This is a genomic window from Rhizobium sp. KDH_Rht_773_N (assembly GCF_052946295.1).
Map to the genome: position 1 here is coordinate 3,815,511 of NZ_CM129525.1, position 26,027 is coordinate 3,841,537.

The 26,027-nt window shown below is 66.3% G+C and carries 34 protein-coding genes; 18 read left to right on the forward strand and 16 right to left on the reverse strand.

The features are described 5' to 3' along the window. Window positions 1–348: 348 nt before the first annotated feature. Window positions 349–660 carry a cupredoxin domain-containing protein gene (locus ACU8HS_RS18910; protein ID WP_112706483.1) on the reverse strand — a complete coding sequence of 104 codons (312 nt, stop codon included), beginning with the start codon at window positions 658–660 and terminating at the stop codon, window positions 349–351. Next, window positions 657–1,196: a DUF4142 domain-containing protein gene (locus ACU8HS_RS18915; protein WP_447014925.1), complete on the reverse strand. Its 540-nt coding sequence runs from the start codon at window positions 1,194–1,196 to the stop codon at window positions 657–659. The genes ACU8HS_RS18910 and ACU8HS_RS18915 overlap by 4 nt, the downstream gene beginning before the upstream one ends. 155 nt (window positions 1,197–1,351) lie before the next feature. On the opposite strand from ACU8HS_RS18915, the gene ACU8HS_RS18920 reads away from it, so the two are divergent. The 3 genes from ACU8HS_RS18920 (at window position 1,352) to ACU8HS_RS18930 (ending at window position 2,927) form a co-directional block, all read left to right on the forward strand. Then, window positions 1,352–2,032, forward strand: coding sequence for an RNA polymerase sigma factor (locus ACU8HS_RS18920; protein ID WP_112706485.1), 681 nt, complete (start codon window positions 1,352–1,354; stop codon window positions 2,030–2,032). A gap of 182 nt (window positions 2,033–2,214) precedes the next feature. Further along, on the forward strand, window positions 2,215–2,517 hold the full coding sequence (locus tag ACU8HS_RS18925; protein WP_112758328.1) for a type II toxin-antitoxin system MqsR family toxin: 303 nt from the start codon (window positions 2,215–2,217) through the stop codon (window positions 2,515–2,517). 2 nt (window positions 2,518–2,519) lie between these two features. Further along, on the forward strand, window positions 2,520–2,927 hold the full coding sequence (locus ACU8HS_RS18930; protein WP_113414626.1) for a type II toxin-antitoxin system MqsA family antitoxin: 408 nt from the start codon (window positions 2,520–2,522) through the stop codon (window positions 2,925–2,927). A 45-nt stretch (window positions 2,928–2,972) separates the two neighbouring features. Here the strand turns inward: ACU8HS_RS18930 and ACU8HS_RS18935 are convergent, their stop codons facing one another. The 5 genes from ACU8HS_RS18935 to ACU8HS_RS18955 form a co-directional block, all read right to left on the reverse strand. Next, a complete protein-coding gene (locus ACU8HS_RS18935; RefSeq protein ID WP_112566449.1) occupies window positions 2,973–4,310 on the reverse strand; it encodes a chloride channel protein in 1,338 nt (445 codons plus the stop codon). A gap of 110 nt (window positions 4,311–4,420) precedes the next feature. Further along, window positions 4,421–4,858: a PIN domain-containing protein gene (locus ACU8HS_RS18940; protein WP_447014926.1), complete on the reverse strand. Its 438-nt coding sequence runs from the start codon at window positions 4,856–4,858 to the stop codon at window positions 4,421–4,423. Window positions 4,859–4,887: 29 nt separating this feature from the next. After that, on the reverse strand, window positions 4,888–5,481 hold the full coding sequence (locus tag ACU8HS_RS18945; RefSeq protein ID WP_447014927.1) for a DUF433 domain-containing protein: 594 nt from the start codon (window positions 5,479–5,481) through the stop codon (window positions 4,888–4,890). Window positions 5,482–5,674: 193 nt separating this feature from the next. Continuing rightward, complete coding sequence (locus ACU8HS_RS18950; RefSeq protein WP_447014928.1) at window positions 5,675–6,466, reverse strand: potassium channel family protein; 792 nt, start codon at window positions 6,464–6,466, stop codon at window positions 5,675–5,677. Window positions 6,467–6,661: 195 nt separating this feature from the next. Continuing rightward, window positions 6,662–7,732 carry an MFS transporter gene (locus tag ACU8HS_RS18955; protein ID WP_447014929.1) on the reverse strand — a complete coding sequence of 357 codons (1,071 nt, stop codon included), beginning with the start codon at window positions 7,730–7,732 and terminating at the stop codon, window positions 6,662–6,664. On the opposite strand from ACU8HS_RS18955, the gene ACU8HS_RS18960 reads away from it, so the two are divergent. Next, on the forward strand, window positions 7,722–7,922 hold the full coding sequence (locus ACU8HS_RS18960; RefSeq protein WP_447014930.1) for a hypothetical protein: 201 nt from the start codon (window positions 7,722–7,724) through the stop codon (window positions 7,920–7,922). The two genes, ACU8HS_RS18955 and ACU8HS_RS18960, sit on opposite strands and share 11 nt — an antisense overlap. A 382-nt stretch (window positions 7,923–8,304) precedes the next feature. Here the strand turns inward: ACU8HS_RS18960 and ACU8HS_RS18965 are convergent, their stop codons facing one another. Continuing rightward, window positions 8,305–8,595 (reverse strand): hypothetical protein, encoded by a 291-nt coding sequence (locus ACU8HS_RS18965; RefSeq protein ID WP_112706332.1) that lies wholly within the window; start codon window positions 8,593–8,595, stop codon window positions 8,305–8,307. Window positions 8,596–8,702: 107 nt separating this feature from the next. Here ACU8HS_RS18965 and ACU8HS_RS18970 point away from each other — a divergent pair, with 107 nt between their 5' ends. Then, the gene (locus ACU8HS_RS18970) at window positions 8,703–9,668 is read left to right on the forward strand and encodes a GlxA family transcriptional regulator (RefSeq protein WP_447014931.1); all 966 of its coding nucleotides are present in this window, start codon (window positions 8,703–8,705) and stop codon (window positions 9,666–9,668) included. Window positions 9,669–10,105: 437 nt separating this feature from the next. Next, window positions 10,106–10,822, forward strand: a complete 717-nt coding sequence (locus ACU8HS_RS18975; RefSeq protein WP_447014932.1) for a phosphatase PAP2 family protein — start codon at window positions 10,106–10,108, stop codon at window positions 10,820–10,822. A gap of 41 nt (window positions 10,823–10,863) precedes the next feature. On the opposite strand, the gene ACU8HS_RS18980 is transcribed toward ACU8HS_RS18975, so the two are convergent. After that, a complete protein-coding gene (locus tag ACU8HS_RS18980) occupies window positions 10,864–11,289 on the reverse strand; it encodes a hypothetical protein (RefSeq protein ID WP_447014933.1) in 426 nt (141 codons plus the stop codon). Window positions 11,290–11,307: 18 nt separating this feature from the next. Here ACU8HS_RS18980 and ACU8HS_RS18985 point away from each other — a divergent pair, with 18 nt between their 5' ends. Both ACU8HS_RS18985 and ACU8HS_RS18990 read left to right on the forward strand, forming a co-directional pair. Beyond that, window positions 11,308–11,760 carry a hypothetical protein gene (locus tag ACU8HS_RS18985; RefSeq protein ID WP_447014934.1) on the forward strand — a complete coding sequence of 151 codons (453 nt, stop codon included), beginning with the start codon at window positions 11,308–11,310 and terminating at the stop codon, window positions 11,758–11,760. Window positions 11,761–11,791: 31 nt separating this feature from the next. Beyond that, the gene (locus ACU8HS_RS18990; RefSeq protein WP_447014935.1) at window positions 11,792–12,229 is read left to right on the forward strand and encodes a hypothetical protein; all 438 of its coding nucleotides are present in this window, start codon (window positions 11,792–11,794) and stop codon (window positions 12,227–12,229) included. A gap of 86 nt (window positions 12,230–12,315) precedes the next feature. Here ACU8HS_RS18990 and ACU8HS_RS18995 read toward each other — a convergent pair whose 3' ends face one another. Both ACU8HS_RS18995 and ACU8HS_RS19000 read right to left on the reverse strand, forming a co-directional pair. Beyond that, window positions 12,316–12,783 carry a DUF3597 domain-containing protein gene (locus ACU8HS_RS18995; protein WP_447014936.1) on the reverse strand — a complete coding sequence of 156 codons (468 nt, stop codon included), beginning with the start codon at window positions 12,781–12,783 and terminating at the stop codon, window positions 12,316–12,318. 126 nt (window positions 12,784–12,909) lie between these two features. Continuing rightward, a complete protein-coding gene (locus tag ACU8HS_RS19000) occupies window positions 12,910–14,250 on the reverse strand; it encodes an alpha/beta hydrolase family protein (RefSeq protein WP_447014937.1) in 1,341 nt (446 codons plus the stop codon). Between the two features lie 158 nt (window positions 14,251–14,408). Here ACU8HS_RS19000 and ACU8HS_RS19005 point away from each other — a divergent pair, with 158 nt between their 5' ends. Then, the gene (locus ACU8HS_RS19005) at window positions 14,409–14,705 is read left to right on the forward strand and encodes a YkgJ family cysteine cluster protein (RefSeq protein WP_447014938.1); all 297 of its coding nucleotides are present in this window, start codon (window positions 14,409–14,411) and stop codon (window positions 14,703–14,705) included. Window positions 14,706–14,806: 101 nt separating this feature from the next. On the opposite strand, the gene ACU8HS_RS19010 is transcribed toward ACU8HS_RS19005, so the two are convergent. Next, window positions 14,807–15,376, reverse strand: a complete 570-nt coding sequence (locus ACU8HS_RS19010; protein ID WP_112573574.1) for a transglutaminase-like cysteine peptidase — start codon at window positions 15,374–15,376, stop codon at window positions 14,807–14,809. Window positions 15,377–15,567: 191 nt separating this feature from the next. Here ACU8HS_RS19010 and ACU8HS_RS19015 point away from each other — a divergent pair, with 191 nt between their 5' ends. Next, window positions 15,568–16,371 (forward strand): hypothetical protein, encoded by an 804-nt coding sequence (locus tag ACU8HS_RS19015; RefSeq protein WP_447014939.1) that lies wholly within the window; start codon window positions 15,568–15,570, stop codon window positions 16,369–16,371. A gap of 454 nt (window positions 16,372–16,825) precedes the next feature. On the opposite strand, the gene ACU8HS_RS19020 is transcribed toward ACU8HS_RS19015, so the two are convergent. Then, window positions 16,826–17,113, reverse strand: a complete 288-nt coding sequence (locus tag ACU8HS_RS19020) for a hypothetical protein (RefSeq protein WP_112704996.1) — start codon at window positions 17,111–17,113, stop codon at window positions 16,826–16,828. Between the two features lie 437 nt (window positions 17,114–17,550). Here ACU8HS_RS19020 and ACU8HS_RS19025 point away from each other — a divergent pair, with 437 nt between their 5' ends. Beyond that, entirely contained in the window at window positions 17,551–18,051 is a 501-nt protein-coding gene (locus tag ACU8HS_RS19025; protein WP_447014940.1) for a GFA family protein, read from the forward strand. Window positions 18,052–18,102: 51 nt separating this feature from the next. On the opposite strand, the gene ACU8HS_RS19030 is transcribed toward ACU8HS_RS19025, so the two are convergent. From ACU8HS_RS19030 to ACU8HS_RS19040, 3 genes are all read right to left on the reverse strand, one after another. Further along, a complete protein-coding gene (locus tag ACU8HS_RS19030; protein WP_447014941.1) occupies window positions 18,103–18,573 on the reverse strand; it encodes a cupin domain-containing protein in 471 nt (156 codons plus the stop codon). A gap of 360 nt (window positions 18,574–18,933) precedes the next feature. Continuing rightward, a complete protein-coding gene (locus ACU8HS_RS19035; RefSeq protein WP_447014942.1) occupies window positions 18,934–20,412 on the reverse strand; it encodes a terminase in 1,479 nt (492 codons plus the stop codon). Continuing rightward, on the reverse strand, window positions 20,409–20,888 hold the full coding sequence (locus tag ACU8HS_RS19040) for a terminase small subunit (RefSeq protein WP_447014943.1): 480 nt from the start codon (window positions 20,886–20,888) through the stop codon (window positions 20,409–20,411). The genes ACU8HS_RS19035 and ACU8HS_RS19040 overlap by 4 nt, the downstream gene beginning before the upstream one ends. Before the next feature lie 311 nt (window positions 20,889–21,199). Between ACU8HS_RS19040 and ACU8HS_RS19045 the strand changes: the two genes are divergently transcribed. The 7 genes from ACU8HS_RS19045 (at window position 21,200) to ACU8HS_RS19075 (ending at window position 25,965) form a co-directional block, all read left to right on the forward strand. Then, a complete protein-coding gene (locus tag ACU8HS_RS19045) occupies window positions 21,200–21,457 on the forward strand; it encodes a KTSC domain-containing protein (RefSeq protein WP_447014944.1) in 258 nt (85 codons plus the stop codon). Then, entirely contained in the window at window positions 21,454–21,894 is a 441-nt protein-coding gene (locus ACU8HS_RS19050) for a KTSC domain-containing protein (RefSeq protein WP_447014945.1), read from the forward strand. Before ACU8HS_RS19045 ends, ACU8HS_RS19050 begins: the two co-directional genes overlap by 4 nt. A gap of 732 nt (window positions 21,895–22,626) precedes the next feature. After that, window positions 22,627–22,857 (forward strand): hypothetical protein, encoded by a 231-nt coding sequence (locus ACU8HS_RS19055; RefSeq protein ID WP_112572787.1) that lies wholly within the window; start codon window positions 22,627–22,629, stop codon window positions 22,855–22,857. A 209-nt stretch (window positions 22,858–23,066) separates the two neighbouring features. Then, window positions 23,067–23,597, forward strand: a complete 531-nt coding sequence (locus ACU8HS_RS19060; protein WP_113414651.1) for a dihydrofolate reductase family protein — start codon at window positions 23,067–23,069, stop codon at window positions 23,595–23,597. A gap of 131 nt (window positions 23,598–23,728) precedes the next feature. Next, entirely contained in the window at window positions 23,729–24,061 is a 333-nt protein-coding gene (locus ACU8HS_RS19065) for a type II toxin-antitoxin system PrlF family antitoxin (RefSeq protein ID WP_447014946.1), read from the forward strand. Window positions 24,062–24,064: 3 nt separating this feature from the next. Next, on the forward strand, window positions 24,065–24,568 hold the full coding sequence (locus ACU8HS_RS19070) for a type II toxin-antitoxin system YhaV family toxin (protein WP_377311798.1): 504 nt from the start codon (window positions 24,065–24,067) through the stop codon (window positions 24,566–24,568). A 224-nt stretch (window positions 24,569–24,792) separates the two neighbouring features. Next, entirely contained in the window at window positions 24,793–25,965 is a 1,173-nt protein-coding gene (locus ACU8HS_RS19075) for an acyltransferase family protein (protein WP_447014947.1), read from the forward strand. Window positions 25,966–26,027 lie beyond the last annotated feature (62 nt).

The following is a 26,027-nucleotide window of genomic DNA, read 5'->3' on the forward strand; positions in this document are numbered from 1 at the left end:
GGTGTTTGACACCGTTGCGCGCTGCGGCTTGCCGCACCCCCTCTGTCCTGCCGGACATCTCCCCCACAGGTGGGGAGATTGGCTGGGGGCGCCGGTTTCCCCAAGCAATCAGCGTTGCAAACTGCGCAACGCTAGAGAGGGGCGAAGGTCCAGCCACGAGTCGATCTCCCCCCTTGTGGGGGGTCCGAAGGACGGGTCGAGACCCGTGGCTCGACCCCGGTAGTGCGGCAGGACAGAGGGGGGTGCTCCACGCCGCAACGCCCAATATTATCAAATATTTAGAGAAGCCAACCCGACACCTGCCCGACACCCGCCGGCGCCCCACTCACCCGAAGCGCAAGCGCCCGGCTACCGCCCGACCGCAATCCGCCCCTTCATGTTCGGATGAAACCGGCAGAGATACTCCACCACCCCATCCGCATTCACCACCGCCGAGCCCGACGCTCCCGCCGGGATCACCACGTCGAAATTCCCCTTCGCGGTCGCGGTATGGTCCATCACGTCCCGGTTGCGCCAGAGGATCGTGTCGCCCGGCCGCGCCGTCACCGTCGCCGGCCGGAATTCCAGCCTGTCGATGGTGATCTCGATCGTGGCGGCGCCGGCGGCGGTGGCGCAGAACAGGAGGGCGGCGGCGGCCGCCAGTGCCGGAAGCGCGCTCATTTCAGCGTCGCGGCAACGTGTTCGGCATGCTGCTGGTGGCCCTCGAAGAGCTTCAGGCCGGTTTCCAGCAGGGCCTTCAGGTCCGGGTTCTGCGCGGCCGGGATCAGCGCCGTCTTCAGGGCCGCGTTGACCGTCTTGTGATAGGCGACCTCGTTGTCGATATAGGCCTTGTCGAATGCGGCGCCCTTCAGCCCGGCAAGCTTCTGCCGCTCCCTTTCGGCATTGGCGGCAAGCTGCCTGCTGGTATCGTTATCCTCCGGCGTCACGTTCAGCTTCTTGACGAGATCGAGCGCCTGTTTGTTGACGGCCTCGTGGTCGCGGATCATATCCCTGGCGAAGGCGGCGACCTCCTTGTTGCCGGCCTTTTCGACCGCCTGCCTGGCCGCCTCGATATCGACGACGCCGGCCGTATAGGCGATATGGGCGATCTGCGGATCGGTGGGGGCGGCGCCGGCGGCAAGGGCTGCCGGGGCCACCGAAAGCGCCAGGACGGCAAGCGTCGGGGCGGCGAGCGCGGCGATAAGGTGTCTGTGCATCTTTGTCCTCCTTCCGGCGAACGGGCGCCGGTCGATTGTTGCTACGTGCCATTGGATGCCGGCGGCGGGCGGGCGTTCCCGAAAAGATTTTTCCGCGATGGCGGGAACTTTCGGCGCGCCCGCGCATCCAATGCGCAAAGAGAGAGGGAGGAGCCATGGCGCGGCAGGCGGAAACAGGGCTGGCGGAACGCAGCGACGGGGAACTGGTGGCGCTGGCGCTGGCGCGCGAGGCGGGCGCCTTCCGCGCCATCATGCGGCGCTACAACCAGCGGCTCTTCCGCATCGCGCGCGGCATCGTGCGCGACGACGCGCTGGCCGAGGACGCGCTGCAGGAGGCCTATCTGAAGGCCTTCCGCCACCTTGGCGATTTTGCCGGCGCAAGCGCCTTTTCCACCTGGCTGACGCGCATCGTCATGAACGAGGCGCTGGGGCGGCTGCGCCAGGCGGCGCGCCGGCCGGAAGTGTCGTTCGAGGGGCTGCCGGGCGAACGCCGCATCCTCGATTTTCCCACCGGTTCGCCCATCGACAATCCCGAGACCACCATGGCGCAGCGACAGATCCTGAAACTCGTGGAAGAGGCGACCGACAGCCTGCCGGAAGAATTCCGCCTGGTCTTCATCGCCCGCGCGATCGAGGGGATGAGCGTGGAGGAAACCGCCGAGCTGCTGTCCCTCAAGCCCGAAACCGTCCGCAGCCGCCTGCACCGCGCCCGCGCCCTGCTGCGCCGCCGGCTGGACGCCATGATCGGCCCGCTGGCGCTCGACGCCTTCCCCTTTGCCGGCTGGAGATGCGAGCGGCTGACGGAGCGGGTGATGCGCCAGCTGACGGAGCGGTGAGGGGACGGGGTTCGACAGGGCCGCCCCGGCCGGAAAGACCCTTGAAAAACAGCGCCGCGATGGGGCAAGCTTCGAGCGTGAAGGGTGCCTTCCAGCACGGCGACGGTTTCAGGGATCATGCAGGCTGTTTTGACAAAGCGATTTGCCGACTTGAATTTTTACCCTCAAAGGGTAATCTAGGCATGGAAAAACGGAAGGCTCACTATGATCTCGCCGCGATCATCGTCGTCGTGAGGGAAAAGAGGGCGGCGGCTTTCACCAAAAGCGCCATCGACGGCGGAAGGGCCATGGGGTTGACCACATCGGAGATGATCGACGTGGTATGTGCGCTCAAGGGCCGCCATCTCTACAAGTCGATGACGACCTACCGCGACGGCAGCGTCTGGCAGGATGTCTATCATGCCGATACGCCGGCCGGAAAAGCCTATGTCAAGCTGACGCTGAGGGAAGACGGCGCCCCCGTCATCCAGTTCAAGGAGTTGTAACGATGGCCAGGATCTGCGTCTGCTGCGATGCCGGGGCGGACATGACGCCGTTCTTCAACGAAACGCATCAGGTGAGCTATCGCGGCCTGGTGGCGGATGTCGAGGGCCTGTCCGGCTTTCGCTGCGGTACCTGCGGCGAGATCGAATACGATCAGGCAAGCGCCGAGCGCTATGCGCAGGCCAGCGACGCGCTGGTGCTGCAGGACAGGCGCGCCGTCGGCGAGGATCTGCGCCGCATTCGCAAGAAGTTGCGGCTGAACCAGGCGGAAGCCTCCGCGCTGACCGGCGGCGGACACAATGCCTTCTCGCGTTACGAAACCGGAAAGGTCAGCCCGCCGCCTGCCGTCGTCAATCTGTTCCGCATGCTCGAGCGGCATCCGGACGATATCAAGGCGCTGAGGCGGGCCTGACGGCCGTTCGCCCGCTCCGGCGCATCACCGCAGCCCGCATCGCGCTCAACCCGCCGCTTCGGCCCGTCTTGCCCTGACAACGGCGGCGATGAAGACGCGGGAGAGGCCGTGATAGAGCGGCTCGCGCGAGAGGATGCGGGAGGTGATGTAGCCGAGCATGGCCACCGCCATGATGGGGATGACGGCCTGGTGGTCGCCGGTCATTTCGAGGATGATGACGAAGGCGGTCATCGGCGCCTGCACGACGCCGGAGAAATAGCCGGTCATGCCGAGGATGGCGGCGAGCGCGATGCCCGTTCCCATCAGCGAGCCGACCGTGCTGCCGAAGCCGGCGCCGACGGCAAGCGAGGGGGCGAAGATGCCGCCCGGAATGCCCGACAGCATGGAAAGGAAGCTCGCCGCCAGCTTGCCGGCGAAGAAGAGAAGCGGCAGCGCGTGGCCCTCGACGGCGCCGCGCGCCTGATCGTAGCCGGTGCCGAAGGTCGCGCCGCCGAAGGCGATGCCGATGGCGGCGACCGCCAGGCCGCAGATCCCGGCCAGCGCCACCATGCGGGGGAGCGGCTGCGGCTGCGCCCAGCGGCGGATGCGCTGGCCGAAATGCAGGGCCAGACCGCTGAAGGCGGCGCCGAGCGCGCCGCCGCCGATGCCGCAGACGAGCACCAGGCCCCAGTCCTTCAGCCCGGCGGGCGAGACGGAGGCCTCGCCGAAATAATTGTAGCTGCCGGCAAGGCCGAGCGCGGCAAGGCCGGAGAGGATGACGGCAGTCAGCACCAGGCCGTTGGCGCGCGATTCGTAGGTGCGGCTCATTTCCTCGATGGCGAAGACGATGCCGGCAAGCGGCGTGTTGAAGGCGGCGGCGATGCCGGCGGCCGAGCCGGCGAGGATGAGGCCGCGCGCCTGCGCCATGCCGCTGAAGCGCGCCACCGCCAGCATGATGGAGGCGCCGACCTGCACCGTCGGCCCTTCGCGGCCGATCGAGGCGCCGCAGAACAGGCCGAGCACGGTCAGCGCGATCTTGCCGGCGGCGATGCGCAGCGACAGCAGCCGCGAGCGGTCCTCGGCCTCGCGCAGGTGGCGGGCGGCGATCGCCTGGGGAATGCCGCTGCCCTGCGAATTTGGAAACAGCCGGGCGGCGAGGAAGGCCGAGGCCATGAAGCCGAGCGGGCAGAGCGCCAGCGGCAGCAGAAACGCCCATTGGCCCGATGCCGTCAGCCCCGCAAAACCCTTCTGCGCGAGATCGGCCAGCCGCGCGAAACCGACGCTGACAAGCCCGATCGCCAGCGCCCCGCACCAGAAGACCAGCCGCGGCCGCCAGAGCGAAAACGATCCCCAGATGACGCGGGAGCGGCGAAGCAGCCTGGAATTGCGGTAGGGAAGCGGCATGAGGGACTCGGGATAAGCTGTCGGGGGAGTCCGGTATAGACGCAAATGGCCGCCGATAGCAGCATCTGATCGGGGCGGCGGTGTGTTTCGGTTTGCGGGGCGCTGCCCGGTCATTTGCCCTTCGTCGGCTTGTTGTCGTACTCCACCAGCAGCGGCGGGTCCCTGAACGGGTCGAGACACGGCACGCGGAAGCTGGCGAAGTCGGTCAGATTGCGCGTGACGACGATAAGCCCGTGCGTTTTCGCGACTGCGGCTATGCCCGCGTCCATCACGTGCTTGTCCCTCGCGCCGACAAAAGACGCCCATTGCTTCGTCGCTGCCGCATCAAGGCTCAGAATGCGATCAGGGCCGAAGCTGTCTTCGAATGCGGCAATTGCATCCAGCTTTGCCTGCGCTTTCTCAGGATCCTTTTTCAACTGCGCTTCAGCGCCCTTCCGTTTCTCGAAGAGGGTAAGAACGCATATTGCCAGCGCGCTGTCGTCGACGGACCTTTTCCACTTGATGACGTTCTTGTGGGTATCCATGAAGCGAATGACAGACTCGTCCATCAGGTATTTAAGCACGGGACGGCCTTGTCTCAGTCATCGTCGAAGACACCGCTCCTGATCAGATCGGAAATTCCGCGTTTCAGGGATTTCGAAGGATAGGGCCGCCCCTTTTTCGGGTATGCCCGCGCAAAACCGATCGCATGCTCGACCTGGCTGCGCTTCAGCGAGGGGAAATCCTCCAGAATCTCCTCGATGGAAGCCGCCGGATACAGGGCCGCCACCTGATAGGTAGGAACATCGGTTCCCTTGATGAACGGTTCCTCTCCCTTCATCTTCATTGCCCCCCTGATCGTTTCGAGCAGCCTCAATCTCTTCCTGAGCTTCGCGTCGCTCTTTCGAAGGTCCACGGCAATCGCGCCGACCCGCGCCGTCGTGGCCGTTTGCGGCAGCCTTGACAGTTCCTCGTAGAGTCGGCGTTTGCCTGCACCGGAGAGCGCTTCACCAATTTCGCGGTCCATGGTCAAAAAGCGCAACTCGGCTTTTCCGAGAAGGCGCTTGGCCCGCGGCCCGGTTTTAACCACCGTGGATTTCACGACCTTCTTGTCGACTGCGTTTTGAATGTCCGCAGGAGAGCGATCCACCAGAAAACTCGCTTCGGTAACCGTAAACTCCATGTCTCTCATGTCGATAGTCCTAATTCAACTCCGTCTGGAGATGAATTAATATAGGTGTCGGGGGCTGCCGGGGTCAAGCTGCCATCGCGAACATCGGCGAACTTGAGGTCCGCTGTCGGAGCGGCCAGGACACGATCGTGACGCCGGCGCACCGAAAAGGCCCTTGAATGACATTGCCGCAATCCGCCTCTGAGCCGCCCGCTCAGGCGCCCTCGTCGGGAATGTTCAGCACCTCGCCGCAGGCCTTGCAGTGCACGGCGTCGGCATCGTGGCGCTGCAGGCCGCAGCGGTGGCAGGCGAAGGTGACCTTGTGCGGCCGCACCACCGCCTGGGCCAGCCGCACGAAGAGCGAGATGCCGACGATCATGGTGACGACCGAGGTCAGCTTGCCGAGCGTGCCGGGCAGGGTGATGTCGCCGAAACCGGTGGTCGTCACCGTGGCGACGGTGAAATAGAGCGCGTCGACGAAGCCTTCGCCGCCCGGCTGGTTATAGAAGAAGGAGGTGTAGACGAAGCCGGTGACGAGGAAGAGGAAGACCACGAAATTGATGACGGCGCGCACCACGTCGATGCGGTCCGCGCAGCCGAGCCGGCGCAGCGCCACCCTCAGCAGCGGGCTGTGGCCGATCGCCCAGAGCCGCATGACGCGCAGGAAGGCGAAGTTGAAGAGCGCGAAGGGAAAGAGAAGGGTGGCCAGCACGACGAAATCGATCCATGTCATCGGCCGCAGGATCCATGCGCGCAGCGAGGGCGCGGCAAGGGCGCGCGCCCCCATTTCGGCGGCGATCCACAGCGCGATCGCATAATCGACGACGAGATAGGTGGGGGCGGCGCGGAAATAGGGGCCGAGCACGAAGAAGGCGAGAATGGCGATATCGACGAGGGTGAAGAGGCACTGCAGGGCAAGCGCCCTTCGGCCTTCGCCCCGCTCTATGCGCTGGAGCGCCCGCCGCAGGCCGGCCGCCTGCCTTTTGTCATCGAAGAGATGATCCATGCAGGCGAGATAGATCGCCCGCCGCCGGCATCAATGGCCCCGGCCGCCGCCCGCCGCGGCGGCGGCCTTTCCGCTCCTCGTCATTCCTGCAACGGCGGCAGCCTGCCCCTTATGGATGCCGAAGGACCCGGCAGGGCAGAGGGCTGCCCCATGCCGCAGCACCTGATGGTATCGGACACCCCCGACAGCTTCCCCCTAGGCCGCCACCTCCGCCCCGCGTCCGGCCGCCGCAATGCGCCGTGCGGCGATCTCCGAGACCACCAGCGCGGCCGCCACCAGCGCGGCGGCGATCGTGCCCAGGCGTTGGCCGCCGAAAAGCTCGATGCCGGCGGCGCCGATCAGCCCGGCGGCGGTCGTGCCGAGGAACACGGCGGAATTGTTGAGCCCGAGCACGATCGGGGCGATCTGCGGGGCGATGCCGACGATGCGGTGCTGCTGCGGCACGGAGCTGCCCCAGCCGCAGGCGCCCCAGAAGAGCACGGCGGGGATGGCGAGCGCCAGCGTGGCGCCGGTGAAAGGCAGGAGGATGAAATCGGCGAGCACGACGGCAAGCATCGCCACCAGCACCCGGCGCGAGCCGATACGGTCGATCAGCCGGCCGGAGAAGAGGTTGGCGACGGTGCCGGCCGCGCCCCAGAGCACCAGCAGGCCGGCCAGCACGGCCGGGTCGCCGCCGATCGCGCCTTCGAAGACGACGGCGAAATAGGTGTAGACGGTGAAGGCGGCGGAGAAGAACAGGAACGTGGTCAGCAGCGTCAGGCCGATCCTGATATCGGCAAGCGGCGCCAGCCGCCGCGCGAGCGAAACCGGCGGCGGCATGGGGATATCGGCCAGGAAGGCCAGCACGCCGAGGCCGGAGAGCGCGGCAAGGGCGGCGACGAAGACCATCGTCCAGTGCCAGTCGCCGAATCCGCCGATCAGCGTGCCGATCGGCGCGCCGAGCGCGGTCGAGACCGCAAGGCCGGCGGTGACGACGGAAAGCGCATGGCCGCGCCTTTCGGCCGGCACGAGCGAGGCGGCCGAGCCGGTGGCCGTGGGCGAGAACATGGCCGCTCCGAGCCCCGCAAGCGCGCGGCTGGCAAGGGCTGCGGTAAAGCCGGGCGCAAGCGCGGTGGCGAGATTGGCGACGACGAAGACCGCAAGGCCCGCCAGCAGCAGCCGCTTGCGCGGCACATGGGCGGCAAGGGCGGCGATGACGGGGGCAAGCACGGCGAGCGTGACGGCATAAACGGTCGTCATCTGGCCGGCGGCACCGATGCCCGACATTGAAATTGCGGGCAATCTGCGGCAGCACGCCGGCGACGACGAAACTGTCGGTGCCGAGCGCGAACATGCCGAGCGCGAGAACGAGAAGGCGGCGGTCCATGGGAGGGTTCCGTTTGGTTGGGTGACGGGCGCTGCCGGGTTTTTGGGGCGGAGCGGCCTGGCTGGTCGGGTGATGGATTTGTCGGGGTGATGGGGCGGGCTGCGGGGGGCGGCCGGTCTCTTTGGCAAGTGCCTGATGCCGTTGTGCGTTGTGCCGTGGGGCATCGCGACAAGGGGCGGGCTGCCGCGCGCGTTGTGCCGTGTGGCACCCCCCTCTGTCCTGCCGGGTCCTTCGGACCCCCCACAAGGGGGGGAGATCGGCCAGAGGCGGGACCTTCGCACCTCATTAACGTTGCGCAGTTTGCAACGCTCGTTGTTTGGGGAAACCCGTGCCCCCAGCCAATCTCCCTCCTTGTGGGGGGCGAAGGACCCGGCAGGACAGAGGAGGGTGCCCCACGCCGCAGCGAACAATGGTATCAAGGCGCCTGTTCGAACGCCGACCCCGGCAAGGCAGAAGGGGGCCTCCCGTCCCCTCACTTGCCCTGGATCAGCAGCCCCAGCGGCGTCAGCGGGGTCAGCGCCATCAGTTCGTAGCTCATCAGCCCGGCGGCCACGAGCGGCAGGGTGGCGAGCGAGGCGCGGGCGGCTTCCACCGATTCGGCGTTCATCAGGAAGATCGGGCCGGCGCCCTCGCGGAACCAGAACTGCTCCACTTCGCCGCTCAGGTAATGTTTCAGCGTCGCCGGCACTTCCTGCGGCAGGTGTTCCTTCAGCTGCTCGGGCGTCAGCGGGGCTTTGGCGGTGGCGATGGCCATGATTTTCATCGGTGATCTCCTTCGGATCGGGTTGGAATGGGCGATGCGCAGAGATCTAGCCGCCGGGCGGGGAAAGCGGTATTGTCGGAAATGACAATAACAGGGTCATTTACGCCATGCGGCTCACCATGCTTGCGCTCGACGGATTGTGGGATACGGGGCTCACCGTCATGCTGGACGTGTTTTCGGCGGCCAACGGGCTTGCGGCGCGCGAATTCGGCGGCACGCCGCATTTCGACGTGACGGTGGCCGGCGTGCGCCGCAGGGTGCGCTCCGCCCAGGGGCTGACGGTGCCGGTGGCGCCGATCGCGCCGGAACCGAAGCCCGACTGGGTGGTGGTGCCGGCGCTCGGCGTCGTGGCGCCGCAGGAGGTGGTGGCGGCACTGTCGCGGCCGGACGTGGCCGGCGCGGTCGGCCATATCCGCCGCTGGCACGGCGAGGGCGTGAAGATCGCCGCTTCCTGCAAGGGCACGTTCCTGGTGGCCGAGGCCGGGCTGCTCGACGGCCGCGAGGCGACGACGACATGGATGCTCGCCCCGCTCTTCCGCCAGCGCTATCCGCAGGTGCTGGTGGACGAGACGCGCATGCTGGTGCCGAGCGATATCGGCGTGACGGCGGGCGCGGCGATGGGCCATCTCGACCTCGCGCTCTGGCTGGTGCGGCAGGCAAGCCCGGAGCTTGCCGGCCTCGTCTCGCGCTATCTGCTGGCCGACCTGCGTTCGCTGCAGGCGCTCTATATCGTGCCGAACCATCTCGCCCAGGCCGGTCCGCTGATGCTGCGCTTCGAGCGCTGGGCGCGCGAGCACCTGAGCGAAGGCTTTTCGCTGCAGCAGGCGGCCGATGCGCTGGCGACCAGCCCACGCACGCTGCAGCGGCGCTGCAACGCCGTGCTCGGCAAATCGCCGCTCGCCTATTTCCAGGACCTGCGGGTCGAACACGCCCAGACGCTGCTGCACGGCAGCGGACTCGATCTCGACGCGATCGCCGCCGAAGTCGGCTATGTGGACGGGGCGACGCTGCGCACGCTGCTGCGCCAGCGGCTGGGGCGCGGCGTGCGCGACCTGCGGGCGGATCTGCGGTAGCTGCGGTTTGCGGGGCGGGGCAGCCCTCTGTCTTGCTGGGTCCTTCGGTATCTACAGGGGCGGGCCGCCGTTGCTGTTGTGCCGTGTGGCACCCCCCTCTGTCCTGCCGGGTCCTTCGGCCCCCCCCCCACAAGGGGGGAGATTGGCTGGGGGCGCCGGTTTCCCCAAACAATGAGCGTTGCGATCTGCTCGACGTTCATGAGATGCGAAGGCCCCGCCTCTGGCCGATCTCCCCCCTTGTGGGGGGTCCGAAGGACCCGGCAGGACAGAGGGGGTACCACACGCCGCAGCGAACAATGGTATCAAGACGTCCGTGGAGGCACCCCAAGCCGCAGCGCATTCAAGACATCTGCCGGAGACGCCGAACCCCGGCCCGCCCTTGCAAAATTGCGCGGCTGCACACAGTTGATGTGTTCGACGAAACGGGCGGGAGCAGAATGCGGCATATCAGATCCTGGCTAAACCAGTATGAGCCGATGACGCTCATCACCTTTGCCTGCCTTGCCGGCGGCCTCTTCCTGCTGCAGCGGCTGACGAGCGAGGTGCTGGAGGGCGAGACGCTGGGTTTTGACCGGACGGTGCTGCTGTCGCTGCGCCAGCCGGGCGATCTTTCCCGGCCGATCGGGCCGGCATGGCTGACCCATGCGGTGGGCGACATTACCAGCCTCGGCGGCGTCACCGTGCTGGCGCTGCTCACCCTGCTTGCCACCGCCTACCTGCTGCTCGACCGCAAGGCCGGCATCGCCGTCTTCCTGTTCCTCTCGGTGCTCACCGGCTGGCTGGCGAGCACGGGGCTGAAGATCCTGGTGGCGCGGGCGAGGCCGGATGTCGTGCCGCATCTCGTCGATGTCGGCGATCTCAGCTTTCCGAGCGGCCATGCGATGGTCTCCGCCGTCACCTATCTCACCCTCGGGGCGCTTCTGGCGCGCACGCAGCGCCGGCGCGCCACCCGCATCTTCGTCATGGCGGCGGGCATTTTGCTCGCCGTCATCATCGGCCTCAGCCGCATCTATCTCGGCGTGCATTACCCGACCGACGTGCTGGCCGGCTGGGTGGCCGGCGCGCTCTGGGCGCTCGGCTGCTGGCTGGTTTCCAAGCGTTTCATTGCGCGCGCGGCAGGCGAGGACGGCGGCATGCAAGGCCCGCCGGGCTAGCGCAATTTCGGCAAAACCGGTTCCCGCCCTTGCCGGGATCGCTAGCGCCGCCTTTCGCGCAGCGCAGCCATGACCAGCGGTGCGGCGGCGCCGGCAAGGGGGCCGAAGGGCAGGCGTTGCAGCGCCCGGCCGGCCAGGAAGGCGGCGGCCATGGCGCCGGCGAGTTTCGCCCAGGGGTAGGCGCCGAGCTGCGCATGGGCGCTGGCATCGGCCCAGCGCAGGTTCTCCGTCACCACGCTGCCGGCGCGATGGCGGATGATCTGCAGACGGGCGCTGAGGTTCTCGATCTCGGCCCGCACCTCGGCGATCTGGCGCTGCAGCTCCTCGCGCGCCGCGCCCTCGATCGGCGCATCCAGATAGGCCTCGTAATCCGCCTCGCTGGCAAAACCCTCGGCATTGGCCCGATGGTCCGGCCTTTCCCCGCCGGGGGCGGCGGCCGCGGCGTTCCTGCCCGTGCTGTCTGCCATCTGCATCTCCTTTCGCTGATGCTGCTGAAACGTGCGAGCGGCAAAAAGGATGCATGGCGGATCGCTTCGGGGCGGGCCTCGTCTCTTGACGAAAACCGCAGGATGTGTATCGCTTGTTTCTGCGCGCAATGGGGGTGGGTGATGGGGAGCGATTATCACCGGAAGGCGAATATCCGCACGCAGACGATCCGGGTGGCGGTCGACCAGAACCGGTCGCGCGAGCTTTGGGGCCGGGGCGCCTTCGGCGGCCTGCCGGCGGCACTTGCCTATGTGGGCGCGCTTGGCGCGGGTGAGCAGGGCACGCAATTCACCACCACCGTGCCGCACGCGAAAAACGGCGATCCGGTCTGGGCCTACTGGTACCTGCCGGAGGACGGCGGAGACGCGCGCGTGAAGCGCCGGGTCGTGGGCAACAAGGATTACGCCTGCGTTGAAATCCAGCCCAGGCTTAACCGCTACCGTTGTAAATAGGGGCGAACTGGCCTAAATATGCAGCATGGATATGAAGCTTAGACATTCTCATATCGCTGTCCGTGCCGGGCTGGACGAGCTTGCGCGCAACGTCGGGGCCGACATTCTTTCCGGCGAGGACGATTTCGGCCGCTACCACTATTTCGACGTGGCGATCGCCCATCACGGCGTCGACAACCACGTCATGCGCTTTGCCGCCCATGACGGCGACCGCATGGTCCATCTGCTGGCGGAACGCATCCAGGAGGTCGACGACCTGGCGCTGGCGCTTTGCGCCGTCGGCATGACAGGCAGCGAGGCCCTGTCCATCTCCACCGACCAGGACGGCCGCCCGGTGCGCAGCGCCGGCGAGATTTCCGAACATATCGGCGCGCTCTCGCGCTTTGCGGCTGCCGGCGCGCTGGAAATCATGAGCGGCGGCGTGGGCGCCGAGGGGCAGGAGACGACGACGATCGCGCTCAACCAGTAGCGGCCCGGCCGGCTTTTGGCGCCGGTATCGCGCCGCCGCCGGACGACCGGCCCCGTGGTTTTGCCCGAGGCCGATCCGCCGCCTCGTCAGTCCAGAAGGTCGGCCGGCACCTTGCCGCCGTTTTCCGAAAGCTTCTTCATCAGCGCCTTGTGGAGGAACATGTTCATTTTGGCGCTGTCGCCGGTATCGCCGGTATAGCCGAGTTCGGCGGCGAGTTCCTTGCGCTCGGCAAGGCTCGCATCCATGCCGAGCGCCTTCATGAGATCGACGATCGAATGGCGCCAGTCGAGCTTCTGGCCGGATTTCTTCACCGCCGCGTTGAGGATCTGCTCGATATCGGCTTTGCTGGTCGGGCTGGGGCTGGCGGGGCTGGCGCCGGCCGGGCCGGCCGGGCTGGCGCTCGCCGGGGCGGCGGCCGGCTTGGCCGCGGCCGTTGGCTGGGCGGGAGACGATGCGGGCGCGCCGGCCTGCGGGGCGGCGGCTGCGGGCTCCGGCACGGGTGCGGCCTGCGCCTTGCCGAAAATCGCGTTCTTGATGCGGTCGAAGACGCCCATGGAAAAATCCTCCTCTTGCGGTTGCGAAGGGCGAGGCGCCCGCTGCCGCGGACGCCGCCACGGGAAGAACTAGGGCCGGCATGCCGGCCGGCCAGTCGGGCGGCCGATAAAAGGCCGCGTCCGGCCTCAGGCGCGCGCCAGAACCTCGTCCAGCCAGTTGAAGATCCTGAGATCGCGCAGCCCGTAGGCGCCGGGCTCGCAATGCAGGTCGGCCCCGTCCGAGGCCGCGAAGGCGGCCATCGTCTTCGGCCCGGTCAGCATCGCGTAGAGCTTTTGCGATTGGCCCGGCCAGAAGGCCTCGTTGGCGGGCTCCGTAATCAGCATCGGGCAGGCGATGCGGCCGGCCACGTCGTCCAGCCGGTAATCCATCGTCGCCTTGAAGACGTCGAAATAGGAGCCGGCGCCATAGGGGCGCATGCGGAAGGCGAGCGCGTTCTTCACCGCCGGCGGCAGCGCCTTTTCCATGAAGGTGTCGAATTCCTGCTTGCGGCCGGCCTGCAGCAGGGCCAGCATCGGCGGCGTCAGGCCGGCGGTCCAGGAGGCGGAAACGTCGGTCACGCCGGGATCGGCAATGGCCGCGGCGATGCGTTTTTCGAAGGCGACGGCGCGCGGCACCCAGTAGCCGCCCTGGCTGATGCCCTGAATGGCGATCCTTGCGGGATCGACGCCTGGCCGCGCCAGCGCGAAATCGACGACCGGGGTGACGACATGCTCGAAATCCGGGCGGAAGGCCATGCCCTGTTTCCAAAGCGCGTAGCCCTGGCCCGGCCCGTCGAAGGTCAGGCAATCGTAGCCGCGGGCGGTGGCGCCGGCCGCGCCCATCGTCCACATGTCCAGCGCCGAGCCGTCGCTGCCGTTGACGAGGATCAGCAGCGGGCGATGTTCCGCGCTGCTTTTGCCGCGGAAATAAAAGCCGCGCAGCGTGGTGTTCTCATAGGCAATGGCGACCTCTTCGATCGGCGGATCGAAGAGGGCGAGCGATTTCAGCCAGCAGGCGTCCATCATCTCCCAGGCGGCGGCGGCCCTGGTCGGGTCGCCGGTGCCGTCGGCGAAATAGATGGCGCTGTCGTAATAGTTCTGCGCCCAGAGCAGGGCCTGGCGGGCGCTCTCCCTGTGGCCGCCGGAAAGCGAATCCTCCGCGATCGTGCGGGCCTCGTCGCCGGCCGCCACCAGCGCGCCATAGGCGCTGTCATAGTTGCCGTCCTCGATCTGCCGCGAGAGATAGAGAACCTTGCCGGGATTGCCGCCCTGATGGTAGGCGCGCCCGAGGCTGGTCAGAAGCACATATTCGAAAGCGGAATTCCTGAAGAAATAGCTCGCCTGATGCGCCGCCATCGGCGTCGTCGGCAGGTTCTGCGCTGCCGGGGCCGGCTGCTGGCCGGGAACTTCGCTTGCCTGCGCAGTCGTTCTGGCGCCAAGACCTGCGGCAACCATGCCGAGGCCGAACTGTTTTCTTGTCAGGTTCATCGCTCTCTCCCGCGGATACTTGCCCTCTCGAACGGTATGGAAGGGTTTTACTTTAGCATTGTTGCGGGAAAGCGTCAGGTATTGTGCAAAGACGTGCGAAACGCTTCCCGGCGGCGATGTGTTTTGCATCCTGCGCCCGCAGGCGCTATGAGCGGCGCATGACCCTGCCGACCGACCTCGATTGCCAGACCTGCGGCGCATGCTGCGCCTATTCCAGCGACTGGCCGCGATTTTCCACCGAGCCGGACGCCGATCTCGACCTCCTGCCGCCGCAATACGTCGCGCCGGACCGCTCCGGCATGCGCTGCGAGGGCAACCGCTGCTCGGCCCTGTCGGGCACGATCGGCAAGGCGGCGTCCTGCCTGGTCTACGGGCTCAGGCCGGATGTCTGCCGCACCTGCATGCCGGGCGACCCGGAATGCCTGATGGCCCGGGCGGCCTTTGGCCTGGGGTGAGGGGGTGACGCGGCGGGGGCTGGCGGTGGTGTTTGACACCATCGTTCGCCGCGGCGTGGGCTCTCGCCGGCGGTGCCACACCCACCCGACCATGACACCCGTCACGAAAACTCGTTGGCCCGCGGCCCGGCCAGCGTCACGCGCCAGGTCGATCTCGCCTGGAAATCCTGCGTCGCCAGAAACGTATAGGGCGTCGCCCGCCAGTTCTTCACCGCGTCGTTGAGGTTGTCGAGCACGTAATCGCCCTCGTCGAGGCGGGCGATGAGGACGACGTGGTTTTCGTCGCGAGGGCCGATCACCACCGAGAGCGCCAGGCGGTCGGCCGGAAAGCCGGCGTCGATCAGGTCCTTCATCTTCTGCAGCGCGTAATCCTCGCAATCGCCGCGGCCGCCGAGGGGCAGGGTCCAGGCGTCGCCGCTGCCGGAGCGGTCCTGCGAGGCGCGCACGCTGAGGTTCACGGCGCGGGTGATCCTGCGCAGGAGCGGCATGGCGGCCTGACCGGCCGGCCCGCGGGCCGCCACCTTGTGGCAGAGCCAGCGGTAGCTGGCGCAGGCGGAGGCAAAGCCGACCGGCGCGCCGATGCTTCTGCCGGCGGGCAGGGCCTGTCCGGCAAGTGCCTGAAATTGCGCGGGAAAGAACACAAGGGAAACAAGGCAAACAAGCCACCGCATGAATCACCCCTTCTATTGTTCGCCGGCAAGGTAACATAGTTTATACTAAAACTTTAATAAAATTTATTACTTGCGTAATTAACTATAGATTAAGGTGCTGTGCCAATATCCACAGTTTATTCTTGGAATTAACTTTTCGCTAATATAAGAATTCTCCCCGTTAACGGTTTGTTAACTTTGGGAGAGAGTAGATGATTCGCAAAGCAGCGAAGTATAGCGTCGCCGTTGCTTACCTTCTGGCAAGCAGCAGCCTGACGATGGCAGCGCCCGCAGTTGTCGACTGCGCCACGGCAGCGCCGGGTTCGATCGAGGCCAGGCTGTGCCTGCCGACAAAATCCATCCGCACCGACGACGACAGCCGCACGCTCAACAACGACAGCAGCGGCAACCGTTTCGGCACGCGTTCGGGCAACCGTTCCGGCTCCGGCGAGCAGGCCTCGAACGGGTCCTCTTCCGGCGACCAGGGCAACGGCGGCGACAATGGCGGCGGCTCCGGCCCCGGCGGCGATGACGGCGGCGAGGGCGACGGCGACGGCGATCACGGCAACGGCCACGGCCATCACGGCGGCCGGGACCATGGCCACCATGGCCGGGACCGCGACCATCACGACCGGGATCGTCACGACCGGGATCGTCATGACCGGGATCGCGACCATCATGACCGGGATCGTCATGACCGGGATCGCGACCATCATGACCGGGATCGTCATGACCGGGATCGCGACCGTCACGACAAGGATCGTCATGACCGGGATCGCGACCGTCACGACAAGGATCGCCACGACCGGGATCGCGACCGTCATGACAAGGATCGCCACGACCGGGATCGCGACCGTCAGGACAAGGATCGCCACGACCGGGATCGCGACCGCCCTGACAAGGATCGTCACGACCGGGATCGCGACCGTCAGGACCGCGACCGTCAAGACAGGGATCGCGACAGCCACGACAAGGACCGGCACGACAAGGACCGCGACGGGCGCAATCCCCGCTGATCCGGCATCCTGAACCGGAGGAGGGGTTTTAGGGGCGGGCCCCTTTTCCGGCAGCGGTTTTGCAAATGCGGCCCGGCATCTGCCTGGCGCATTCCCTTTCCCCCCTCGTTCCTGTGCCCGCGGGCTGGCGCTAAGGACGTCACAGGAATGCAGGCGCCGCCCTGTGCGGTGATGGCTCCTCTGTACTGCGTGGAGCCATCGCGCCCGAAGGCGGCGCCTGATCTTCGTGGCATAACCCGGGCTGGGGCCGGGAACACGCAGATGAGGGGGGAGAGGGGCAATTGTGAGGGGCCGGCATCCGGGCTGGGGAGGGGGATGCCGGTTCGGGGGGGCAAAAAGGGGGTGCCGCAAGGCGCCCCTTTTTTGCTGCGGCGGCGGTTCCTGCGGGCCGCGCCGTCGCTGCGTCGGGGAGGTGGCGCAGCGACAGCGGCAGGCGGCGGCAGCCGGCGGGACGTCACTCGCGGTCGCCGTTGCGCAGGAATTGCCACTCGATGCCGGTCACGCGCGCCGGCCGCACGATATGCGGGCGGGCCTGCAGCAGGCGCAGCGTCGGCACCAGGGTGCGCGGATCGGCGACCTCCGCCGGCACGGGCCTGCCCATATCCTTGAAATGCGCCTCGATTTCCTCGCGAAGATCCCGGATGTCGAACCGGTCCACGCCCGCGTTGAACCAGTCCACCAGAACGACGTCGCAGACGATATCGAGGCTGTTCGGGTCGTCGGCATCCAGCAATGGCGACATTGGCGGACCTTGCGCAGGCGGCGTGTCCCTGCGTCCCCAAAGGCCGGCGGTTGCGGCGCGGTTGCGCCCGGCGGCCGGCAGAATATGGGGGCTCGCCACCCAGCACCAAGACGAGCCCCAGCCCCGGTGCTTGTCTCATCTCATTCCTCCACCGCGACAGGCAGATTAGACGCCCGCGCCGCCGGCGCAGCAATTCGACCAGTCGGGCTAGTCCGGCCGCGCGGGGTGCCTGCGGCCTGCTTTCGCGGGCTTTTCCGCGCCGGCGGGGCGGCAAACAATCCTGTGGATAAAGTCGGCGCGGCTCCGTTGTGATTAACCTGCCGCGCCCGCCGGCCCGGGCCTCCACCCGCGACACCGCCCATTGTCCATATTGACGCTAATCGGCTGTAACCTAAAAGGGAACGAACCCGAAACACCCTTCAAGGAGGAGCAAAATAATGAAGCGTATCGAGATGGAGGTGAGCGGCGGCTGCCAGTGCGGCGCCGTGCGTTACCGTGCCAGCGCCATGCTCGACAATTCGCATCTGTGCCATTGCCGCATGTGCCAGAAGGCCTCGGGCAACCTCTTTGCCGCGCTGGTGGCCGCGCCCGACGACGCGCTCACCTGGACACGCGGCAAGCCCGGCGTCTGGAAAAGCTCGGAGCTCGTCGAGCGCGGCTTCTGCGGCAATTGCGGCACGCCGCTGTTTTTCCACCACCTGGAAAACGGCCGCACCAACCTGATGATCGGCTCGCTCGACGACCCCAGCGCCTTTCCGCCGCTTGCCAATACCTGCACGGAAAACATGGTCGCCTGGTTCGACACGATCACCGCCATCGAAAACACCGGCCCGACCGAGAACAACGGCGCCGACTGGGCGGCGGCAATCAGGCAGAGCAACAACCAGCACCCGGACCACGACACGGTTTCGTGGTCGGCGAGGGGGCGGGAGGGGTGATGGGGCGGCGGCGCGGCCGCTCCCTGCGGCTGTCGCTGTGCCGTACGGCAGCTAGCCAAGGGGCCTTGCTGGCCAGCCGGGCAGGAGCGTGATGCCGAAGCGCGGGGCGGCGGCTTTCAGGCGCTCGATATCGTCGGGCGTCGGCGGGCCGGCGGTTTCTCCCTGGCGCAATTGGCGGCCGGCGGCGGCCAGAAAGTGCTCGAAAACATCAGGCGAGCCGATCAGGATGTAGCGGGCGGGCCGCTCGTCGGGGTTGGTGAGCTGGTGGGGGATGCCGCGCGGCAGGAAGAGGCTTTCGCCCGGCGAGAGCGTGCGGGGCTCGCCGTTCAGGATCGCGGTCAGCTGGCCCTCGAGCACATAGACCGTCTCGTCGTCGCCGGCATGGACGTGGACCGGCGTTGCGGTGCGGCCGGGGCTGGCATTCTCGAACAGGCAGAAGAGGCCGCCCGTCTGCCGGCCGGATACCAGCCGCGTCATGGCGACGCCGGCAAGGGTGAATCGTTTCGCCTCGGGTTCAGTCATGCTTGCCTCCGGGCTGCCGAAGAACTCGCCGCATGGGGCACAATACCCCTGCCCAACCCCTGCGCACAAGGGTGAGGGGGCACGGGCGCAGCCGGCTCGCTGCGGCTGCTGCTGTGCTGCGGGGTACCCCCTCTGGCCTGCCGGCCATCTCCCCCACAAGGGGGGAGATCGACTCGTGGCAGGACCTTCGCACCTCACGAACGTTGCGCCGTTTGCAAACGCTGATTGTTTGGGGAAACCGGCGCCCCCAGCCAATCTCCCCACCTGTGGGGGAGATGCCCGGCAGGGCAGAGGGGGTACCCCACGGTACAGCATCAGCGGTCTGGAGCGATATCCCACGGCACAACATCAGCCCCCCACCTACCCATACACATCATAATCCACCGCCGCCGTCGCCCCGGTTCCCGGCCGGTGGCGCAGTTTCCTTGCCACCGGTTGCGCGAAGGTGAGCGCCAGCGCGTCGCCCTCGTTGGGCGAGGGCAGGCCGCGGTCCTTCATGTCTTCCTTGCTTTCCAGCTGGATCCGGCCGTCGAGCCGCGCCACGGTTTCCGGCCCGACGAGGTCCTGGTAGAGCGCCTCGTTTGCGGGGTCGATGGCGCCGCCGGCCTTCAGCCAGCGTTTCATCTGGCCCCAGATATAGGCGCGCATGTTGCAATAGCCGGGGTCCGGCACTTTCGTGGAGCCGAACCAGATGAGCTGCCAGGAGCGGCCCATCACCGTGCCGGCGCTGACGATGCCGGTGCCGTAGCCGGCGTCGACGAAGACGGCGTCGGCCTCGTATTCGTCCTCCAGCCGGGCGATGAGGTTGGCGATCTCGATATCGTTGTCGTTGCGGGCAATCGTCGCCAGCCGCTTCGAATAGAGCCCCTGGCGCAGCATCACGACCGTCGGGTCGTCGCCCGTCCAGGCGGGATCGACCCCCAGGATCACCGGGGCGAAGGCATATTGCTCGGGCCGCAGATGCACGCGGCGGGCGGCGTCGGCATCGTCGGCGGAGATGAACTGCAGGGCCGACTGGCTGGGAAACTGGCCGCGCACGCGCACCTTGACGATATCGCTGTCCTCGCCGTGGTCGTCCACCAGGCGCTGCAGGAAGGCCTTGTTGGTGCCCGGCACCGTGCGGCTGTCGATCTGGCGGCCCGTCCAGCGGTGGCGGAAGCGGCGGAAACATTCGCGGAAGCGGCCGCTGTTTCTCGTCGGGTTGCCGAAGACGATCCAGATGATGACGGTATCCTCGTCGGTCAGCGCGCCCTCGGCCACTTCCCACACCTTGTCGTGGATCTTCGAGGCCTCGTCGAAGAGCAGCAGGATGATGCGGCCCTTGTTGTGCAGGCCGGCGAAGGCTTCCGTATTGTGCTCGCTCCAGGCGATGAAATCCTGCCGCCAGCTTTCGCCGCGCGCGGGATCGCGCGCCTTGATCGACATGGCCTGCAGGTCGAACCAGTGGGCGGTGAGGGAGAGGCGAAACCATTTGCCGATCTCGGGCGCCGTCTTGGTGCGCAGCTGGCCCTCGGTATTGGCTGTCGTGACGATCCTGCAATCGGCAAAACAGGACATGGCCCAGTTGGACAGCATGCCCATCTCGGCCGATTTGCCGATGCCGTGGCCGGAGGCGACCGCGATCTGCAGCGGCTGGTAGCGGGTGGCGGGGTCTGCCAGATGCGCGCCGATCAGTTCGTTGATCTCGTCCTGCCAGGGGCGCGGGCCGTCATAGCCGGCAAGCTCGCCCACGCCCCAGTCCCAGGCAAGCCGGCTCCAGCGCTTCGGGCTGAAACGGCAGGCGGCGGCAAGCTCGATGAGTGCGTCGTTCGGATCGGCGGGGGAGGAGGGCTCGCTCATGCCGGCCCGGCCCCGCCGTCCGCGCCATCCTCGCCGTCCGCGCCGTGCTCGCCGCCGGCGCGGCTGCGCCGCTGCGCCCGCTCCAGCCGCTCGGCCAGCGCCGTCAGCCCCTTGTGCTCGACGATCTCCTTGAAGGCGTTGATGCGGATATGCTTGCCGATCAGCTCCAGCCGGCGCAGCCGCTCGGCGAACTTGACCTTCTTCACATGGCCGATCTCGCGCCGCTCCCGGCCGGTGCCTTCGTAAAGGGCGGAGATTTCGAGATCCGTCACCAGCCCCTGCCGCCAGATGGCCGGCCATTGCCGGATCGGCAGCAGGTCGCCCGCTTCGTCATAGAGATCGGCAATGTCGGCCTCGGCCTCGGCGGCAAGGCGCGTCAGCAGCCAGTCGGCATCGACCTTCATGGGCTCGCCTTCCTCGGGGCCGGCCCGATCTTCTTCCACAAGGCGCTGCCGCCGCGCCGTCCCTTCGCTCATGCGCCGATACTCCCGTTTCGGCCGGACGGTAGCCGGGCAAGGGTTGGCGCGGCGAAGGGGCAGTTGTGATTTTTCGGGCGGGAACCTTTTTGCGGCCTGCCGCGTTTCGTGCCTCAGCCGCCTGGCGTGCCGTGCGGCGGGGGAGGGAAAGAGGGAAGGTTCAGCCGCAGTCACCGCAAGTATATCGCCACGGAACAGACCCGTTTTGCGTAAATCCGGATTTTAACCAGCCAATTTAACCGAATTGAAAACTATTCGTTGCCCAAGGCGGCGGATCTGCCAGGAATTTATGAGAATAGAGGAGCCCGCTGATGCTGGAAAAACTCAAGTCTGTTATCGGGATCGCCGAAAAGACACGCCGGGACCGGGAAATCAGCAGGATCGGCTATAGCGAGGAGCCGCGGCGGCTGGTCGTGGAATTTTCCGACGGCAGCAAGCACACCCATCTCGGCGTCATCGAGGGCCATATTGTCGGCCTGCGCATCGCCGAGGACAAGCTCGGCTTCTACGAATCCCAGATCGAGCCCCTGAACCGCCCGCTGGAAGCCGAAGGCGCAGGCCGGCAATGAGCCCGCAGGGCGGCGGCCAGGGAGGAGGAGACGGCGGCGCCGGAACCGGCCGCCCCGCTCCGCCGCAAGCCGCGCCTTCACCGGCACCTTCGCCCGCGCCGCAAGCCGGCGCCGCGCCCGCACCGCAAGCGGCGCCGCCGCCGCCCGCGCAGGCCGCCGCCCGCCCGCGCATGGTGCGCATGGAGCTGGCCTCGCGGCTCATCCGGGAAATCGCCTACGATCCCGTCAGCCGCATCCTCGTGGTCGAGCACCGCCTGAAGGGCCGCCGCCGCTATTTCGACGTGCCGCCGGCCGTCGTCATCAACCTCGTTTCCGCGCCGTCGCCCGGCTGGTACTACACCCAGCACATCCGCGACGCCTTCCGCCGCGAGCCCGCCGAGGCGCCGCGCAGCGCCTTCTCCTTCCCCTGGTTCCGCCCCCGCGGCCACCGCCACTGAGCCCGCAAGGGCCGGGTGCTGCCATCATGCAGGCAAAACGGGGCCAAGTGCTTGATTCTGAATAAGTGACGCTGGAAGGGCAAAAAACTTTTATATTTTTTTTCGTTTTTCTGCGCTTTCGCCCTGTTTGAATTTCTTTATGCGTATTTTTGAGGCTTTGTGGATCACTTATTCAGAATCAATGACTTAGCCCGATTTTTGGCCGTTTTTGCTACACTAAACGAAATTCTTATTCAGGATCAAAGGGCTATAAGGGGTTTGAGGGGTGTTTTCGTGGGGTTCTGCGACTTGCGACCCCTCAAATGCTGGGGGTGGCGGCGTTTTTTGGTGTTCGCAGGGATTGAGCGCTGCCCCACGGTACAACATCAGCGGCCTGGAGCGATATCCCACGGCACAGCATCGGCGGCACGCAGGCGCCATAGCCATCAACCGACCCGACGCGGGAAGACCGGCCTGGCGCCGCCGCCCGGAAAATCTCCCCGCAACACTGTCCCATTCCCATGCAGGCCAAGTTGCAAACAGGCGAATCTCCCCCTCAAGGTGGCCGGAATCGCCCCTTCGCCAAGATAAAATCTACCGCTAAGCCTCACCCCAATTGACGGTATCATCAGGGGTAGCAGAGCCAATGCCGTCGCGATAAGATAAAGCCGATCCGCCGGCGGGCTTCGACTTGGAACTTGTTGCAGGCCCAACGTATTGTTCAGGCGTTGTTCTATCGATCGAGGGATAAACATGTCTCCAGAGTCCGCCCGCCTCACATCCGAGGCAATTACGCTGTCGGCGGCCGCCGTCCTCAATTCGCTGATCGCCACGCTCGGCAACAAGGGACTGCTTTCGCCCGAGGAGGAGCGGGAAGTCTATCGCGCCGCCCTCGAAATGATCGAGGAGGCCTCCGGCGACGACGTGGACGGGACCTACGAGCTGGCGCGCGAGCTGATCGAGCTGCGGATGTCCGATATCTAGGGCATGTCCGGCGAGGACCGGATCGCCTGACATGCCCCGGTTTTTGCTTCGGCGCAATTCCGGACGCAAAACCGCTTCACACTTTTGCTGGAATTGCTTTGCCGCCCATCGGTCTCTCCTCCGACAAACCGATTGCGAAATGAAAGCGGTTGGCCTATCCTGCGGCCGATTGCAAAATGCAATCGCTACCGCGCCGAGGAGGAAGAGGCATGGCAAGGCTCGTGTTTGGAATGAACCAGTCGCTCGACGGTTATGTCGATCATGATGCGTTCGGGCCGAGCCCGGCGCTGTTTGCCCATTTCATCGAAAGCGTGCGCGGCCTTGCGGGCAGCGTCTACGGCCGGCGCCTCTACGAGATCATGCGCTACTGGGACGAGGACCGGCCGGAATGGGGCGCGGCCGAACGCGATTTCGCCGAGGCCTGGCGGGCCCAGCCGAAATGGGTCGTCTCGCGCACACTCACATCGGTCGGCCCCAACGCCAGCCTCATCGGCGAAGGGGTCGAGGCGGCGATAGGCGGGCTGAAAGAGCGGCTGGACGGCGAGATCGGCCTTGGCGGGCCGGTGCTGGCCGCAAGCCTTGCCGGGCGCGGGCTGATCGATGCCTACCGGATCTACCTGCATCCGGTCGTGCTCGGCCGCGGCAGGCCCTTCTTCGCCGGGCCGCTGCCGCCGCTCAGGCTGGTGGCGAACGAGGCGATCGACGCGGGCGTGGTCCGGCTGACCTATGTGCCGGGGTGAGTTTTCTTGCGGGCGGGCGGAAAGCTTTGCGCGCGAAAAGGTTCGGAGTCGGGTCGCGACTCCGGCATTGACGAAGTAAGCGGAATTCCTTACTTTTGGGACCGATTGAAGAGACTCCGAAGGAGGGTCGGATGCCCGCCCTGTTGAAAAAGATCAGCACGATCACCGAGAAAGGCCAGGTGACGATTCCCAAACCGGTGCGCGAGGCGCTCGGTCTCGGTTACGGCGGACGGGTTGCGTTCTATGTCGACGAGAACAGGCATGTCTCCATCGAAAAGGTGTTGGACGAGGCCGACGACGACCCGGTGATCGACAGCTTCCTGGGTTTCCTCGCCGACGATATGCAGCGGCATCCGGACCGTATCCGCGAGTTTCCGCAGGCTTTGGTCGAGCGGATGGTTGAACTGACCAAGGGCATGCATGTCGATCCGGACGAGCCCATCCTCGGCGATGTGAATATCTGACCCATGCCCGTCGTCAACGGCTGGACTGTACGTGCTCACCCGCTTCTGCTCGACCAGCTGGAAAGGCTCACTGCGGCGGTCGATGCGCTGAAGCTCAAGGACCCCGAGCGCTACCAGCAGAGCGCCAACGCCAAACTGCTGGCCGCACTCTTGGAACTGATGTTTGAAAAGATCCCCCGGGACCCGGCTTCGACAGCCTATGTTCAGGGCAAGACGCTCGGAACCGATCGGCGCCATTGGTTTCGAGCGAAATTCGGCGCGGCGCGATTTCGTCTTTTCTTCCGCTACAGCAGTCGGGCCAAGGTGATTATTTTCGCCTGGGTGAACGACGAAAACAGTTTGAGAACCTACGGATCGAAGTCGGATGCATATGCAACGTTCAAGCATATGCTCGACGGCGGCAACCCTCCGGACGATTGGGAGACGCTGTTGAAGGCCGCATCGGACGACAAGGCCGAAAAGCGCCTGAACAGCGCCCACGCATCAGTCGCGAAACATCGGGATTGAATATGCCCGTTTCATGCGAGCGCCACGATGACCGATCTGGCGGCACAGCCCGAAACGAGGCGAACTGTCCGAAAATATACCGCACCGGCTGTATTTCCCCCGCCCGGCGCTAAGCTTTCGTTGAAATCTTTCCTCTAAGTTGCCGCCCGATACAGGCTCCTTCCAGCCGTGGTTGCGTTTCATGCGGCAGGCGAAAGGGGCAGGGGATGGTTTGCGGAGGGAATATGAAGAGTTTTGGCGAGGTGCTGGCAGACTATCGGGGGCTTGGTCCGGGTTTCGATTTCCTGCGCCTTGCGCTGGCGCTGACCATCGTTTTCTACCACGTCATCACGGCCGACGGCTTCTGGGCGGCGGGCACCGGCCCTGTTCTGTGGTTTTTCGAATATAGCCTTGTGCCGATGTTTTTCGCGCTCAGCGGCTTTCTCATCACCGCCAGCGCCCAGCGCCTCAGCCTGCAGGACTTCCTGCTCAACCGCGGGCTGCGCATCCTTCCGGCGCTCGCCGTCGATATTCTCATCTGCGCCTTCATCATCGGCCCGGCCGTCACCAGCCTGCCGCTTGCCGATTATTTCACCGATCCGGGCTTCTTTGCCTATATGCTCAATATCGTCGGCCGGATACAGCTGACGCTTCCCGGCGTCTTCACCGGAAACCCGACCGTGCAGGTCAACGGCGCGCTCTGGACGATCCCCTGGGAAATCAACTGCTACATCATCATGTCGGCTATGATCGTTACCGGCGCCGTGCGCCGCTCGGGCATCAGCCTGCTTCTGCTTGCGGCCTTCTTCGTGACCGGCCTTGCGGTGGAGCAGGTCCTGCCCATCGACGCCGCGGATGGCCTGCCGGACGACACGCGGCTGCAGACGCTGTTCGTCAGCCGCGGCGCCCAGCTGATCACCGCCTTCCTGTGCGGCGTCGTCGCCTATCAGCAGCGCGGGCGGATCCCCATGAGCCGGGGGCTTTTGTGCATCTGCATCGCCATTGCGCTCGCCGCCATGGTCCTGCTCGACACGCGGGCGACCGCAAGCGTCGGCAACCGGCTGGTGCTGATCCCGGCCCTTACCTACATCACCATTTATGCCGGCCTGTCGCGCCTGCCGCTGCCGAGGATTTTCCGCGGCGGGGATTATTCCTACGGCGTCTATCTCTACCACATGCCGTTCATCCAGCTGGCGATTTACCTGGCGCCGTCGGTCTTCGTCGGCAGCGTTGCCGGCGTCGTGCTTCTGACGCTGGTGACGGATATCGCGGTGCTCGGCGTGGCCGCACTTTCCTGGCACTTCATCGAAAAGCCGGTTCTGGCGCTGCGCCGCTACGCGCTGACGGGCAGGGCGGTCGTTCCGGCCGAGGGCCGGGCGGGGGAAGCGCCGGCGGCCCTCGAAGGGGCTGGCCGGTAAAGGGGTGCAACGGGGAGCACAAGCGGGAGGCAGCGGCCGCCGGTCGCCCCGGCAGCCCGGTT